A 15689-nucleotide genomic window follows, 5' to 3' on the forward strand; every position below is an offset into this window, starting at 1 on the left:
AATACAGGGATAGGTTAGATACTTAGTCTCAACTCAACTAACTTGGTGATGGATGAACAATTAAAGGATAATTTTTCTAATCAGAGCCTTATGTGGTAAATCTTTTTACCTAACGCTCTTTTGTCCAGAACCTTCACTGTGGGCACTTCGTAACTCACCTTTGTCCAGAAGCGAGCTAGCGATCGTGGCTAGCTCATTTTTGCCCCGAAACGTGTTTAGGTGCACTTCCTTAACGATAAGGTTGACTGATTAGCTTAGTTGTCTTGGCAATTGTGCAACAAGCTGCTGCACAATTAGGAAACAGCCTTTTTCGTCGGCTCAGATTTGCCCCTTTCCGCGTTTGCGCAATAAAACCGAGAATAATGTAATCTGAGAATTGCCTAACTTTTCCTAATGGTTGTAGTATCTATTGATTCGCAACAACAGTGGAACCAACGCAGTGAGAGCACCATTTCAGGTTCTGATATTTCCATATAAATTTAAAATTTCAGAACCTATCTTCTTGATTGCTTGCCGTACAGACAATGGTGAATGGCAGGCAATTTCTGGTGGTGGAGAAGATCAAGAGTCTTTGTTCGATGCCGCAAAAAGAGAATTGTATGAAGAGACGTCGTTAACAGGTAGTGACTGGGTTCAACTTGATTCTATGTGCATGTTACCTAGAGTGTTTTATTCTGGTCATGAAAAATGGAGCGATCACCCTTATGTGATACCAGAATACTCATTCTCAGTGCAGGTTTCGGGGGAGCCACAGTTATCTTCGGAACACACTGAATTCCGTTGGTGTAACGCAACTGAGGCGAGCGAACTTCTCAAGTATGATTCAAATCGAATAGCTTTATGGGAGTTAAGCGAACGACTTAAAGCCCATCAAATGAAGAATTAAAATCGAATCTGTCCAATTGTAAGTTGAAGTGATAGAGGCATAGAAATTCCCCAAAACAGTTGTTTTCCTTTGGTTTGACAAGAACGGTTGGCCAAGCGCTGAACTGGGAGAGTTGCTTAAGTTATGTTTAGCACTAAAAATCGAAGGATTAGATAGTGTCGTCAAGCCGTTAAAGCGAATGTAATTAAACAGGTTTATATCTGTGTGTTGCAAATCTGTTAAGTGGCTGCTCTATAATTGATTTGTTTTGGTGCACTTTTATTTTTGGCGTGGTTGGCTACCTTATCGTCAAAAATGGTGACTCTGTTTCGGCCATGTTGTTTTGAGTAATACATAGCTCGGTCGGTTCGAGAAAGGATGTGCATACTAGAGTTATCAGATTCAAACAGCTGAGATACGCCGATGCTTACCGTAACGTTCACAATATAGCCTTCAACCTCACAAGGCGCATTTTGAATCGCGATTCTCAATTTCTCGGCTATGTCATAGGCATGGCACTCTGACGTTTCAGTTAATACAATGGCAAACTCTTCACCACCAATTCTGCCGATGTAATGTGGGTGAAGAATCATTTCACTGCAAATGTTAGTAATGTGTTTAATAACGTAATCACCCGCTAAGTGGCCTAAGTGATCATTAATCTCTTTGAATAGATCAATATCGAGCATTAGTAATGAGGTGTTACTGCTAGTTGCAGGATGGTTTTCAATATCTTGAGAAAGCAGCTTCATAAAAGCACGCCGGTTTAATAAACCGGTTAATTCATCCGTTTCACTTAATGTTTTCAGTTGTTTTTCTAAGTTGTATCTGTGGGTTATATTGCGTGCGGTCCATAATACTGTGCGTTGGTTGCTTTTTAGGCAAAACATAGGCAAAGGTTTGATAATACCTTGAAACCATACTTCGTCACTGATGGTCACATCTTCGGGTAGGGTGATCATATTCTCTTCATTAAAGCTGTATTCAATAATGAGTGAATCTTCACCTTCTAAAGCCTTTTTTATGAATTGATGGCACTGATGCGCCATGGTATGAGACATGACTTCATAGAGTGTTTTACCTATAAAGCTCTTACAGTCAAAGCCAAGGTTATTATCTTCTCCGCCAAATACATTGAGGTATTCACCGGACTCAGAAAAAATAAACACATGGTCTGGAACAGCATTCAATATAATATTCAAACAGTTACTTTCATTTTCTACACTGCCCATGTATCAGTTACTCCTTGGTATTTATTACCAACAATACATAAAATAAAAGCTCTATCCCTTTCCTGCTTGAAGCTGCATCTGCGCAGGCTACATTCGTTTAACCTAACCAGATAGTTTATCTATGCTCATGGGGTGAATTCACTTGCCACCTACCTGAACTTCAATTTGTCTGGGGATAAAAGCATAACTATCAATATAGCAAGGCTTTCATTGCTTTGCTGTTATACATTTCTTATTGCAGTTTTAAGTTCAAGTTGTTTAGGTATAGAGGATGATTATTTTGAGCATTCATTACCATTCTATGACTATGGGGGTGCCTAATTTTACTCGACTGAGAAAATCATCCATTTGATCATTGGTGATGGCAATACACCCATCAGTCCAATCAAAGCTTTGAATGAATTCTGGCTTTGCTTGAAAGCCGTTTTTTAAGCCGTGAATTTTTATGTCGCCACCAGGATTTACTCCTGATTGCATGGCTAGGACGGTATCTTGATGATTCGGATAGGTAATGTGGACTGAGCGGTAGTACGATGAATTATTACTAATATAATCAAGATAATAGCGACCTTCTGGTGTGCGTTGATCGCCTTCTTTAAACTTATGCCCCTGCGGATTTTTTCCTAAAGCAATTCGGTATTCCTGAACTACGGTTTGCCCATCAAGTAGGTACATTCTACGTTTGGATTTATCGACTTTGACAAGATCAACATCAGCGTAGCTAACAAGCGGCCAAGACAGTATCGAAATTAGGTATAGCATTCGTATCATAGAAATACTGCATGGTCAGAAGTAATAGAAATATCCGTTATTATGTGTCGAATAGTCAGATATTTCTAGTCTTCCTCTTGGCCTATGTTGGTGCTTTATCAATCTGATAGGTAATATTCTACCGTTGAAACCACACGTATCTTTTTGATATGAGGCGTGTTGTTATCTCGGTCGACAATACTGAATTGTCCTTGAGAGGCTCTTTTAATTTTCCCTAACGAGCTTTGTGAGTCTTTGGCGAATTTCTCTGCCACTTCTCTTGCTTGCTTGGTCGCTTCTTCAATCATATCGGGCTTGATGTCGTTAAGTCCTGAGAATGAGTAATTGACTCGGTTGTTGTAAGGATCTTGATTGAACACGATACCTTGTTTGCCTAAGTTTCCGAGTTTGTTGATGGCGGCGCGAACTAAGTCAACTTGATTGCTGTAAACCGTGATGGTTTGATTGGCTAAATAGCGAAATTCAACCGAGTTTTCTCCACCGTATTGCTGCGCTTTTTTATCAATAACAGCAGGTGAAGACAAAGAAACGTTGTTGTCTGCAATGCCTTGGGTGGCTAAGAAATCTGTCACCATTTTGGTTTGTTTTTCGATGGTGGAAAACATGGTCGGTAAATCATTGTCTGCTACGGTAAATTGAATAGGCCAGATGACGGTATCAGCAGGGTATTCTCTTTCGGAGAGCCCCTTTACAGTGACTACGCGTTCGTATTCTTTATACTTGATGGCAGTTTGCTGAACAAAAAAGCCTAGCACACCGAGCCCGAGGATCACGCTTAACCCCATAATTAATGCAGAGGATGTACTCTTAATTTGCATGTCACTGTTTCCTTATGTTGGCTTTGGGACGCTTTATTATATGCGTATCATTGCGTTAAAAGCGTGAAGTGCACGCTAGAGTTTTGCAAGAGGTTGCGCTTTATTTTTAGCGCGCTTAGCTTGTTGCTTTTGAATACGAGTGACCAGTTTCTCTAAATTTCCAGGATCCCAAGGGCTTTCTTGTGTTGTATAGAGTGTTTTGTTGAGTGCGTTTAATTCGTTATCCAATGTTATTTTTTCTTCCTCGGTTAGTTGAACGACAGCGCGCCATTGCGTCAAACAGTAACTGATTTGTACGCCATCACCTTGGGATAATGCTTTTTTTAGCAGAGTGTATTCATTGCTATCTTCTTGATTAAGATCCGAGTATGCATTTGTTGTAGGAGCTGAGGATTGATTTCTAAATGCCCAAGCGACGATCATGGTTGCTACCCAAAGTAGGGCGAAGAAAGCGGTAAAATAAGGCCAATATCCAGCATCTTTAACGGTCACTGTCTGCACATTTTGTGGTGTAATCGGTGTCGCTGACGATTGATCAAGCCATTCTCCTTTCTCAACATTCAAAGTTAATGCACTTGCTTTGCTATATTTTTGCGATTTGCTTTGAGTGTCCCACCAGGTGACATTCACTTCTGGAAGTTGGATATTGCCGATCGTATTCGGAATTAGCACCTGTTTGATCGTCATTTTAACGTCGCCATTGTCCAATGTTGTGAATTGCGGTTTCTCTGCGTAAACACGTATGGTGTCAGGATAATTGATGGCTAAATTAGGTAGCTGCTCTTGGGAGATCCCCTTGACCGTTAACACTAATTCACGTGTTAATGATTCACCTACTTTCGTGTGGAAGGGGGAGTCAGTTGTCACTTTACCGCTTGCATCACGCCATGTTTGCTCAAGTGTTAATTGAGATGTTGGTAGCCACGTACCTTGGTAAGTTTCTGGTTTAGGCAATACGGTTAAAGGGAACGTTTTGGCGGGGACATCCAGTTGGATCAGGCGGGTATTGCCGGTTTGGTTGCTGCCATAAACTAGGCCGCCTTTAAATGCAGGCCCCGATACAGTAAAGCTACCAGATTCTTTTGCCGTGACTTGGAATTTTTGGTCTACCACGGTGACTTCAATGCCATCCAATACGCTTTGATATTGATTTGCTTCTCCGGCTGGCTTTAATTCAACTCCTTGAGCTGAAGGAGCAGCAATTTGAGGGTTTTGCAACCTTCTAGGATCGGCTTTTATGATTAAGCGCGCATTAAGGTAAGTGCTTTCATTCGGATAAAGCTCTTTACGTTCTAAATGAGATTGCATTTCAACCAAATCCGACTGCTCAGGCTCTTGAGTGTCAGCGGCAACCTGAATAGAAATGGGCTGCGTTTTGGCTCCATTTAAAGTGAAGCTTGGGATAGTAATAATTCCGAGCTTATTCGCGGCCAGCGAAACGTTCCATTCACTGCGGGTGCTGCTGTCCCCATTGATGATATTCATTGAGGTACCAAAACTGGGACGACCCAGAAAGAAATCATTCTCTAGCACACTAAAATCAATCGCGTCCGATGACGCTTTTTCATCAGCTACGACTCGCAGCTGAAAGACTTCATTTTTGACGACTTTATTTTTACTGACACTTGCGAAAAGCGTCGTCGCATAGGCGGTGGAGATAAACGCATTCAGCGCAATGAATAAGCTGATGATGACAGCAAAAAATGAACGATTAACTTGTTTCATGATTACCACTTTTTACCGTTGTTTTGTGGAGGTTGAACTTGGCTTTCTTCTCTTTGTTTCGCTTGTAAGAACATTTGTGCTTTGAGCAAGCGGCTCGGGTCACGGGCGCTTTCCACTTGTTCTAACTTTCGCAATTCTGGATCAATGGTTTGGCTGCTATCAGCTTCCATCGCTTGTGCCGCAACAGATTGTTGCTCCTTTTCTGCATCACTTGCGGCGTTTTGAGTTTGAGTGGCATCAGCAGATTGAGAATTGTCTGCATTTTCCTGCTCGCTCTCGCGCTGAGATGGCTCAGATTTTTGTGCTTCGGTGTTGGGCTTGCTGTCTGCGGGCGATTGTTCCGCAGACTGCTGCAGGTTGTCTTGCGCCGTTTGCTGTTCCTCACTCTCTCCCTTTGAATTTTGGGATTGGCTTGGCTGGTTATCTGCGTTGTTGCTATCAGATGGCTGAGAGGAAGAATCTTGTTCGCTGTTTTGGTTTTGTTGTGAGTTTTGCTGTTGATCCTTATTGGACTGCGATTCAGACTGTTGCTGTTGCTGTTGCTGTAAAGCTTTAGTCACAACATCAAGGTTGTGCTGAGCATCAGCATGGTCTGGTTGTTGGCGTAGCACTTGCTCATAACGTTTTTTGGCTTCTACTAACTCGCCATTTTGCGCGTAAGCGTTAGCGAGATTGTACTGAGAACGGGCATCTGTATTGGGTAATTGAGAAAGCGTCTTAACCGCTGCTGCATAATCCCCGGCTTGATATTGGGCAATACCTTTCCATTCTAAGTCAGTAAATTGCTCACTGGCACCTTGATAGTCGTCGTTATCAAAGGCTTGTTTTGCTTGTTGGTTTTGGTTGAGCCAAGGCGAAGCTTCGGCATTTGGACTTTGCAGCATCGGAAGAAACAAGATGACGAGGGAAAAAATAAAGCCACGACGAAATAAAAGTAAGCAGGGAATAATAAGCAATAGGAGTAACCAGTATCCATTATTCACTCTGTCTTCGACGGTTTGTTTGTTCTGAGCACCAACATTGGGGGTTTCTGCTTGAGTAAGACGAGCAATGATATCGATATCGCTATTGTCGAGACGAATTGGTGTAAAGATACCTTGCACCGATTGGCTAAGGGATTGCATATTCGCAAAGTTGGTCTTAGCGACCACGGTTTGTCCAGCGTCATTTTTAAGCATCGAGCCATCAGCCAATACGATGGGGGCACCTGCTTGAGTTCCTATCCCCATAATAATCAGTTTCCAATTGGTCCCAGCAAGTAGCTTTTCAATCTCATCTTGTTCTTGTGAGTCAATATCGTCGGTGAGCAGAACAATATCCCCTTGAGCAAGGCCTGCATGGGTCATCATCTCTATCGCCAATTGAATGCCTCGGGCGGCATCGGATCCTAAATAGGGCATAATGTCCGGTGAAAGATTCGGCAACAAGTTATTAATAGTTGCACTGTCACTGGTGAGTGGGCTAACGGTAAATGCATCACCGGCGTAAGCGACTAGCCCTGTGCTGCCTTCTTTCCAGTGAGCGAGTAAGTCGAGCGCCTTATAACGGCTTTGTGTCAAACGGTTGGGTTTAATATCAGTCGCATACATCGACATTGACATATCCATCACCAGTACACGTGCATTGCTATTACTGTAACTAGGGCGAGCTTCGGTTTGAAAGCTAGGTCCGGCAAGTGCAACGACAGCGAGTAGCCAGCAAAAACTAATCAAGGAAAGCGTTGTCGATTGGCGTTTGTTGTTTGTTATGCCTAACGCTTTGGTCAAATGAGGGGCAATAAGGGTCTGCTGCTTCGAGCGCAGAGTCAACCACAGTAAAATGGCCGCCAAAGGGAAAAGCGCCAATAGCCATAATGGATTGAGAAAAACAAAATTAGACATGGTTTCTCCTCAGCACGATCAAGATCACAGAAAGCATAAGTGCTGCCAAAAGCGGGTAACGAAACCATTCAGTTTGAGGACGCCATGTTTGAGTGGCTTGGCTAATTGGTTCTAGCTGGTTAATGGTGTCGTATATGTTGGCGAGATCTTGGCTATTACGCGCTCTAAAGTATTTTCCACCGGTAATGTTGGCAATCTCAGTCAGTGTTTTTTCATCAAGATCTTGAGCTGTGTTTACTTTGCGAGTCATAAAAAACTCTTTAACCATCATTTCCCCAGCGCCAACGCCAATGGTGTATATGGTGGCGTCGTATTTTTTAGCAATCTTTGCGGCTTCCAATGGGTCTAAAACCCCCGAGGTATTGCTGCCGTCACTAAGTAGAATCATGACTCGCTGTGGAGCATCACTATCAATAAAGGTTTTGGTGGCAAGTCCAATGCCTTCACCAATTGCAGTTTGAGTCCCAATTAATTTGAGTACTGCTTGGTTTAACTGCTCGCTAATCGTGTTTTTATCCAAGGTCAATGGTGTTTGCAGATAAGCGTGATCAGCAAATAGCACTAAGCCAAGACGGTCGCCTTCGCGCTTTTGAATAAAATCAGATAGAACATTTTTGACCGCGGTCAAACGATCTATGTATTGCCCACCTTGCTGCATGTCTTCTTGACTCATGGAGTAGGAGAGATCAACCACGAGCATTAAATCTCGGTGCTTAGGTTGTGTCGTTACAGGGTCACCATACCAAACTGGGCGGGCAACAGCGAGTATCAGCAAACACCAAATTGCGGTGGCGGTAGCTTTTATGGCGATATTGCGTGGTGACGATATCTGATCTTGTTTTGGAAGGTAGGGCAGGTGAATGGCTGCCCTTTCTTTTACTGGTGGTAAGAATCGATAAATAACCAGTGGTAGTGGTAGCAGCAATAACGCCCACCACCACAATAACTCTATATTTGCCAAAGTTTAGCTATCTCCGTTTCTTTGGCGGCAACGCATCATTTACCCATTGATAGCAGTGCTGAATCAGTTCTTTGTTCTGTTCAGTATTTTGCTTTTGGTATAAAGCTTGTTGCCACAAGTTTTCATTAGGAACAAAAAGAGGGGCAGAAATTTGAGAATCTAAAAAGGTATACCACTCTTTCCCGGTTAAATGCGCGATTTCCATTCGTGGGTAATAACACAAAGCCGCTTGACGAAGCAGCTCAATCGCAGATGAAGGTGTTAAATGGCTAAATTGTGAATTAAGCAAACGCAGCGCGGTTTTTTTCGGTGCAAGACGTTTACGACGCCAACGAATCGCTAGCACGATGATCAGCAGGCAAAGCAGCACTCCAGCCGCACTTGCCCACCAGCCCCAAGCCAATGGAAACCAAGAAGGTAATTCTGGCAGTTGCATGGCGCTTAAATCTAAAGGTGTAGCAGTTGATGATTCCTTCATTCTTTATATCCGGATAGTTGTTGCAGCAAAGGTTTCTCACTAGAGAGTGAGGTATAAGAAATTGCCATAGATTGACTCAATGATTTTAGTTTTTCTTTTTGAGATTCAAAGGCTTTTTTTAACCCTAAGCGTGTACTATTTGTCGAAAAGTTGAGCCAGCTCGTCTGTTGGTTATCGGTTACCCGTTCTAAACCACGAAATTGGGTCTCTCCTTGCTCGAGTGGATCATAAATATGCACCATTCGCACACGGTTGTGGCGATGCAACTGGTTGAGTAGTGGTGTTAGCGATTCATCACAATGGACAAAATCACTGATTAAAATAACTTCGCTGCCTTTAGGACATAAACGATTCAATGCCATCAAACCATTGTGCATTGAATGAGCATGCCGCTTGGTTAAGGTGAGACTACTGAGCTGCTGGTTTTGTATCGTGACTAATTGCTGAATCAACTGCAACGGACCTTTTTGACGACTGGTCGGTTTTAACTCAACTAATGCATTTCCAGTGTCGATCACGGCACCTACACGGTCATTTTTCGCCACACTTAGCCAACTGAGTAAGCTCGCCATATGCGCGGCTTGTACCGATTTCAGCATTAACTGAGAGCCAAATTGCATCGATGTACTGAGGTCAACATATAAAATGACGGGTTTTTCCCGCTCTTCACTGAATAACTTAGTATGAGGTTTCCCAGTGCGAGCAGTGACTCGCCAATCGATCGACCGGATATCGTCACCCGCTTGATATTGGCGTACTTCGGCAAAGTCCATGCCTCTACCGAGTTGTTTACTTTGATGCTGACCAAGTAATTGAGCCCACAAGCTTTTCGCTGGTGGTAACCAATGTATCGCTTGCTGCTTGTATGGAAGCAGCTCTTCAAGCGACAAACTGACGCCGTTGCTAAATTCTGGCAGGTCGGTGTTTTTGACCTGAGAACGATGTTTTGTCTGTGAGTGAGGCATACAAAACCTTAGTGCTAGGCACTGCCAACCAATGAAAGTAAGTGGGAGATCACTTGGTTTGGATGGATTCCTTCAGCTTGTGCTTGGTAGGTCAGTAACAGTCGGTGACGTAATACAGGAAAGACCATCGCTTGAACATCTTCAGGGCTGACAAAATCTCGGCCGCTCAGCCAAGCGTGCGCGCGGGCGCAGCGATCAAGAGCAATGGTCGCGCGTGGACTCACTCCTAGTTCTATCCATTGTGCCAGTTTCGCGTCATAGCTTTCTGGCTGGCGAGTAGCCATCACTAATCGCACGATATATTGCTCGATCGGCTCTGCCATATGAATATTCAGTACTTCCTGACGAGCAGCAAAAATATCGTTTTGCGTTAATTTAGGCGGTGCGGTTTGTTCGATACCCTGTGCTTCACCACGATTTAAGCGTAAAATAGCGAGTTCATTTTCAGCATCTGGGTAGCCAACATTTAAGTGCAGTAAGAAGCGGTCAAGCTGCGCCTCTGGAAGAGGGTAAGTTCCTTCTTGCTCAATCGGGTTTTGTGTTGCCATTACTAAAAAGAGTTCAGGCAGTGGGTAAGTTTTTCTACCTGCGGTAATTTGCTTCTCTGCCATGGCTTCTAGCATTGCTGCTTGTACTTTAGCTGGTGCGCGGTTGATTTCATCGGCTAAGACCAGAGAGTTAAAAATTGGCCCTGCTTGAAAGATAAACTCGCCTGTTTCAGGGCGGAAGATATCTGTACCCGTGAGATCCGCAGGTAACAAATCTGGTGTGAATTGGATGCGATGAAAGTCGCCTTCTATGCAGTCTGCTAAGGATTTAACCGCTCGTGTTTTTGCTAAACCAGGAGGCCCTTCGACCAGAATGTGCCCATCGGCAAGAAGTGCGACGAGCAACTGTTTTACTAACGATTGCTGACCAATAACTTGTTGGTTTAAATGCTGTTGTAAAGACTGAAAAGCAAGCGACTGCATAAGGTTTGGTTCTCCCAATTTTTGAACAGTTAGTGAATTATCTTCTAAAAAAGTTCCGTTAAAAGTGTGAAGTACGGACTGTTCGGTTAATTGTTGAGCGATTACTTAGTCTAAGCTCAGCAATCATGCCATATTCGTCTATCATTATGGGGGCCAATTATCCATTTCCAAAGGTAATGCTTGCGCATAAGTTTTTATCAATAAAAATATCAAGAAAATTCCTACGCGGGCGATAAGTAACAGTTATTCCCAATTAGCCATTAATTAAGGGCAGAAATGATGTTCCAATTGAATTCAATGAGTATTAAAAAGAAGGTGGTGATAGGCATTACCTTTGCTGTACTAGCTTCAACCATTATTGTCGGGGTTATGGCGCAGCGCCAAGCCCGTGAAGTGTTAGAGCATCGCTTAATCGACATCGAACTACCTACGATGCTTGAACAAATTAGTAGTCAGATTGATCGTGAGGTTTCTCAACTACTATTTTCTGCAGAACAACTCGCCAATAATGAATTTATTAAACAAGCGGTTCAGCAGACAGAACTTGATGCTGTGACAGAAGCGATGTTGGTTAAACAGCTTAACAATGTGCGTAATCAGTACTCATTGAATGATGCTTCAGTGGCAAACCGGAAAACGGCTTATTATTGGAACCAGAATGGTTTCCTGCGTCAGTTAAATCAACAACAGGATGGTTGGTTCTTCGGTTTTACTCAGTCAGGTCAACAGACTATGGTGAGTATGTTTCAAGAGTCCTCTGGTGAGGTTAAAATGTTCGCTAACTATCAAAATGTGAGTGGCGATACTATGTCTGGTTTGTCTAAATCGATGGACGACATGGTCAACTTACTCAATGGTTTTAAAATCGAGGATTCGGGTTTTGTCTTTTTGACTGACGCAAAAGGTAGTGTGCAAATCCATCAGCGTAAGGATAAAGCCAGCTCGTCGTTGACTCAGCTCTATGGTTCACAAGCCAGTCAATTATTGAACAGAGGCAGCTTTAACCTCATTACGGCAACTTATGAAGGCCAAGAAGTGTTTGTGGCTAGCGCTTATGTTAAATCAATGGATTGGTTTGTTATTGGTTCGGTGCCTGTTGCTGAAGTGTTTGCCGACCTGACAGCTGTGGCGCAAAAAATGCTGTTCACAACACTGATTGTTGCAGCTATTTTCATCTTTATGGGTATCTTCTTAGCCAACAGTATTGCCAACCCAATCAAGCAGATTGCTCAACGTTTTACCGATTTAGGTAAAGGTGACGGTGATTTATCTCAACGTATTGAAGTGAAAGGTAATGATGAGATAGCTCAGCTTTCTACTGGCTTTAATGGTTTTATTGAGAAAATCCACCAATCGATGAAAGAAGTAGCGTCAACAAGTCATGCTCTTCAATCGGCAGCGGAAAGTGTCTCTGAAAAATCAAACCGAACTCACAACAACAGCCAAGAGCAACGCGATCAAACGATTCAAGTTGTTGCCGCGATCAACCAAATGGGCGCGACCATTAGTGAAATTGCTTCTAACGCAGCGACGGCTGCTGAAACGGCGAATCAAGCTTCTGGTAATACCGATGAAGGGCGTGCCGTTGTCAATAAAGCCAAAGATGCGATCAGTCGCTTGGCGGCAGATATTGAAAATACTGGTAAGGTCGTTGAGCAACTAGCGTCAACCACGCAAGATATCGGATCAATTTTGGATGTTATCCGTGATATCTCGGATCAAACGAACTTGCTAGCATTGAACGCGGCGATCGAAGCGGCACGTGCGGGTGAACAAGGGCGCGGTTTTGCTGTGGTTGCTGATGAAGTTCGTAACTTAGCAAGCCGTACTGCTTCCTCAACGGAAGAGATCCAGAAGATGATTAACCAGTTACAAAATGATGCAAAAGATGCGGTAACGGCGATGGCATCAGGTAAGGTAGTGACGCAAGAAGGTGTATCCGCCTCTGATGAAGCGGTGAATGTATTGGTTAACATATCTGATCGTATCCATGATATTTCGGATCGTAACACACAAGTTGCAACCGCAACTGAAGAGCAATCAACTGTGGTTCATACCATTAACCAAAATATTGAAGAGATCAACTCTATCAATGAGGTGACGACCAGTACCGCAGAAGAACTTGCAGAAGCGAGCCAAGAACTGCGCGATCTTTCTGGTCGTCTAGACAAAATGGTTGGTAGCTTTAAGCTCTAGAATCATGAAGGGGAAATCGGTACACTTCCCCTTATTGCGTTAATTTTAGGTAAGTACAATGAGCGATTTTGAAAAAGAGCTAGAGCAACTATCTCAGCAAGTAGCTGATGAACCAGAAGTTAAGCTACCATCGTTGGAAGAACAAAAAGCGATAGTGGCAGAATTGAAGCAGTTGGAAGCGGATGGCAAATTAACCCCAGAGGTGCTTGAAAAACACTTTGGCCAGTTCTTTGCTGATACCGATACACCGGTTCATTAACAAACCATTATCATCCCATTCCTACTTGCAGCAGTAGCAGTGTTGGCTACACTAGTCTATCTGCAACTTCAAGGCGTTTGGGTATAAATATAAAAAGGGCACAAACGCTACGTATGTGCCCTTTTTGATGGTTAGAGCTAATGCGTTGTCGGCAGCTGCTGTGCAATGTCTTGCAGTACTTTTTGAAGCATCTCTGCTGTTTGCGCTCCTGAAATTAAATGACGCTGTTCTATTATCAAAGCTGGAACCGCTTGAATCCCTGCTTCTAACCATTGTTGCTCTGTGACTGAAACCGTTTTTGCCCAGGAGTCATCATTCAATACTGCCTGGCAGATTTGCTTATCTAAGCCAAGGTTGCTGACGGTTTCAAGCAGTACATTATCATCATCGACATTTTGTCCGAGAGTAAAGTAGGCACGAAATAGCGCCATTGCTAACTCAAGTTGTTTACCTTGGCTGTTTGCCCACATCAGGAGCTTGTGTGCTTTACGAGTGTTGTATACCCGCATATCGTCACTAAAATTGAATTCAAAGCCTACTTCTTTGCCAAGTTTGGTAAGTGTCTGGCGCGCTTGTAGGCTTGCATCTGCTGATGTTCCGTATTTCTTAGCAATATGCTCTTTTAAGTTTTCACCATTGGTTAGCATTGCAGGATTAAGTTCGAACGGATGCCAGTGAATATCGGCATCAATGGTATCACTTACCGCCAATAAGGCGTGTTCTAGTCGTTTGTAACCAATAATGCACCATGGGCAAACAACATCAGAAACGATATCAATACGTAGCTTTTTCATAGTTCCCTCTAGTGTATTTGCACAATAGCCTTATCCAATTATAGCTAGGTTGTCAGGATAAACTGTGACATGTTAGGTGCCTTCTTGGGTTAATACATCAGTACTCCATCTGTTTTGTTTTACCCATCCTTTCATCTTTCTGTGTTACTTATCTTGGTTGATCTAGGGAAAGTAATCTTGTCAGTATCTCGTTAGGCGCAATTTCATCTTGCTCTACGCCTTCTATCTCATACAAAATTTATTCAATTAAGGCTGATGGCGTGGTGTCTAGGTTGCCTATAATTCAACAAGTGTTTAATGCGCGATATTGATGCGTGCTCAAGGAAGCAAGTGAAGCATTGAGAGGTTCGGCCTCTTTCAACTTGTAAATCGTTCATGACGAATAGGAACATTAGAAGTATGACAAATGTTCAATCAACAGATGTTATTTTGCATGCGTTTGACTGGCCATATCGCCTAGTGGCAGAGCGTGCAGAGCAGATTTTTAAACTAGGCTATAAAACGGTATTAGTTTCTCCTGCCATGAAGTCGTTGAAAAACGATCAAGGTACTCAGTGGTGGCAGCGTTACCAGCCACAAGATTATCGTGTCATTGATAACCAACTGGGAGATACCGATGACTTTAAAGCGATGCTTGCAGCTCTAGCCGAGCATGGATTACGAGCCTATGTCGATGTAGTGTTTAATCACATGGCAAATGAATCGAAGCTGCGATTAGATCTACAGTATCCAAGTAACCAAGAGCTAACGCTTTACCAACAGAAGCACGAGTATTATCAAAAAATACGTCTATTTGGTGACTTGCAAGAGCCGTTATTTGACGAAGATGATTTTGTTGAAGCTTTTGGCATTAAAGATTGGAAAGACCGTTGGCAAGTTCAGCATGGGCGCATTACTGGCGGAGCGCACGACCCTGGTTTACCGACTCTGCGAGACAATGATCATGTGGTGTCTCAGCAGCAAGCTTATTTAAGAGCCTTAAAAGAGCTGGGTGTAAAAGGTTTTAGGATCGATGCGGCAAAACATATGTCCATTGAACATCTGAAAAAAGTGTGGGTTGATGGCATTACGCAAGATATGCATATTTTTGGTGAAATCATTACCGATGGCGGCGCAACAAAAGAAGAATACCAGATCTTCTTAGAGCCTTATTTAAAGGAAACTACGCTGGGTGCTTATGATTTTCCGCTGTTTCAAACGGTGTTTGATGCGCTGCAAAAGAAAGGTAGCCTGAAGTGGCTCATTGACCCATATTGTTTTGGACAAGCACTGTCTAACAGCCGCGCGATTACGTTTGCCATCACTCATGATATACCGAACAACGACGTGTTTTTAGACTCGGTGATGGATGAAGCCTCAGAAGATCTCGCTTATAGCTACGTTCTTGGACGAGATGGTGGCGTGCCTTTGATTTATACTGATTTAAACACCAGTGGTATCCTCAACAAGCAAGGTCTGCCACGTTGGCAAGATGCGTGGTGTACACCCTTGATGGCCGCGAGAATTGCATTTCACAATAAAATGCATGGGCTACCGATGAAAACGCTAGAAGCGAATGATGATCTTCTGGTGTTCAGTCGGGGCGATCAAGGCTTAGTGGTATTGAATAAGTCACTGCGTAATCAAACCGTCGAAATTAAGTGGGACAGTTCGATGATAGATCTTCTATCGCAGCAGGTGTTTGTTCCAAAAGAGAAAAACATTAAGATTGAAATGGTTGGCCGCTCAAGTTGTATGCTGTGGGCTAAATAGCGATTTATCTTTCTCATCAAAC

At 43.1% G+C, this 15689-nt stretch carries 14 protein-coding genes and 1 pseudogene; 5 read left to right on the forward strand and 10 right to left on the reverse strand.

The genetic code is table 11. The features are described from left to right. Positions 1-439: 439 nt before the first annotated feature. Positions 440-886 (forward strand): NUDIX pyrophosphatase, encoded by a 447-nt coding sequence (locus tag EYW48_RS12950; RefSeq protein WP_114867254.1) that lies wholly within the window; start codon positions 440-442, stop codon positions 884-886. Between the two features lie 67 nt (positions 887-953). Then, positions 954-1070, forward strand: a pseudogene (locus EYW48_RS12955) (DUF3820 family protein); the annotation flags it as partial. Between the two features lie 34 nt (positions 1071-1104). Here the strand turns inward: EYW48_RS12955 and EYW48_RS12960 are convergent. From EYW48_RS12960 to EYW48_RS13000, 9 genes are all read right to left on the reverse strand, one after another. Further along, positions 1105-2097 (reverse strand): sensor domain-containing diguanylate cyclase, encoded by a 993-nt coding sequence (locus EYW48_RS12960; RefSeq protein ID WP_277432514.1) that lies wholly within the window; start codon positions 2095-2097, stop codon positions 1105-1107. Positions 2098-2388: 291 nt separating this feature from the next. Beyond that, on the reverse strand, positions 2389-2868 hold the full coding sequence (locus tag EYW48_RS12965; RefSeq protein WP_053311087.1) for a L,D-transpeptidase family protein: 480 nt from the start codon (positions 2866-2868) through the stop codon (positions 2389-2391). A gap of 98 nt (positions 2869-2966) precedes the next feature. Next, complete coding sequence (locus EYW48_RS12970) at positions 2967-3686, reverse strand: SIMPL domain-containing protein (RefSeq protein WP_168524265.1); 720 nt, start codon at positions 3684-3686, stop codon at positions 2967-2969. A gap of 75 nt (positions 3687-3761) precedes the next feature. Beyond that, a complete protein-coding gene (locus EYW48_RS12975) occupies positions 3762-5411 on the reverse strand; it encodes a BatD family protein (protein ID WP_217901822.1) in 1650 nt (549 codons plus the stop codon). A gap of 2 nt (positions 5412-5413) precedes the next feature. Further along, complete coding sequence (locus EYW48_RS12980) at positions 5414-7291, reverse strand: VWA domain-containing protein (protein WP_277432515.1); 1878 nt, start codon at positions 7289-7291, stop codon at positions 5414-5416. Then, positions 7284-8252 carry a VWA domain-containing protein gene (locus EYW48_RS12985; protein WP_277432516.1) on the reverse strand — a complete coding sequence of 323 codons (969 nt, stop codon included), beginning with the start codon at positions 8250-8252 and terminating at the stop codon, positions 7284-7286. Before EYW48_RS12985 ends, EYW48_RS12980 begins: the two co-directional genes overlap by 8 nt. 7 nt (positions 8253-8259) lie before the next feature. Next, positions 8260-8730: a DUF4381 domain-containing protein gene (locus tag EYW48_RS12990; protein WP_053311082.1), complete on the reverse strand. Its 471-nt coding sequence runs from the start codon at positions 8728-8730 to the stop codon at positions 8260-8262. Beyond that, positions 8727-9695 (reverse strand): DUF58 domain-containing protein, encoded by a 969-nt coding sequence (locus EYW48_RS12995; RefSeq protein ID WP_053311081.1) that lies wholly within the window; start codon positions 9693-9695, stop codon positions 8727-8729. Before EYW48_RS12995 ends, EYW48_RS12990 begins: the two co-directional genes overlap by 4 nt. A gap of 14 nt (positions 9696-9709) precedes the next feature. Next, a complete protein-coding gene (locus EYW48_RS13000; RefSeq protein WP_277432517.1) occupies positions 9710-10666 on the reverse strand; it encodes a MoxR family ATPase in 957 nt (318 codons plus the stop codon). A 279-nt stretch (positions 10667-10945) separates the two neighbouring features. On the opposite strand from EYW48_RS13000, the gene EYW48_RS13005 reads away from it, so the two are divergent. Next, the gene (locus tag EYW48_RS13005) at positions 10946-12862 is read left to right on the forward strand and encodes a methyl-accepting chemotaxis protein (protein ID WP_274672258.1); all 1917 of its coding nucleotides are present in this window, start codon (positions 10946-10948) and stop codon (positions 12860-12862) included. Positions 12863-12920: 58 nt separating this feature from the next. After that, a complete protein-coding gene (locus EYW48_RS13010) occupies positions 12921-13121 on the forward strand; it encodes a restriction endonuclease subunit S (protein WP_053311078.1) in 201 nt (66 codons plus the stop codon). Positions 13122-13258: 137 nt separating this feature from the next. Here EYW48_RS13010 and EYW48_RS13015 read toward each other — a convergent pair whose 3' ends face one another. Beyond that, complete coding sequence (locus EYW48_RS13015) at positions 13259-13915, reverse strand: DsbA family oxidoreductase (protein WP_277432518.1); 657 nt, start codon at positions 13913-13915, stop codon at positions 13259-13261. Positions 13916-14314: 399 nt separating this feature from the next. Between EYW48_RS13015 and EYW48_RS13020 the strand changes: the two genes are divergently transcribed. Then, entirely contained in the window at positions 14315-15667 is a 1353-nt protein-coding gene (locus tag EYW48_RS13020; protein WP_274699895.1) for an alpha-amylase family protein, read from the forward strand. The last annotated feature ends 22 nt before the right edge of the window (positions 15668-15689 follow it).

Origin of the sequence: Vibrio sp. 1180_3 (assembly GCF_029478545.1) — a bacterium.
GTDB lineage: Bacteria > Pseudomonadota > Gammaproteobacteria > Enterobacterales > Vibrionaceae > Vibrio > Vibrio aestuarianus.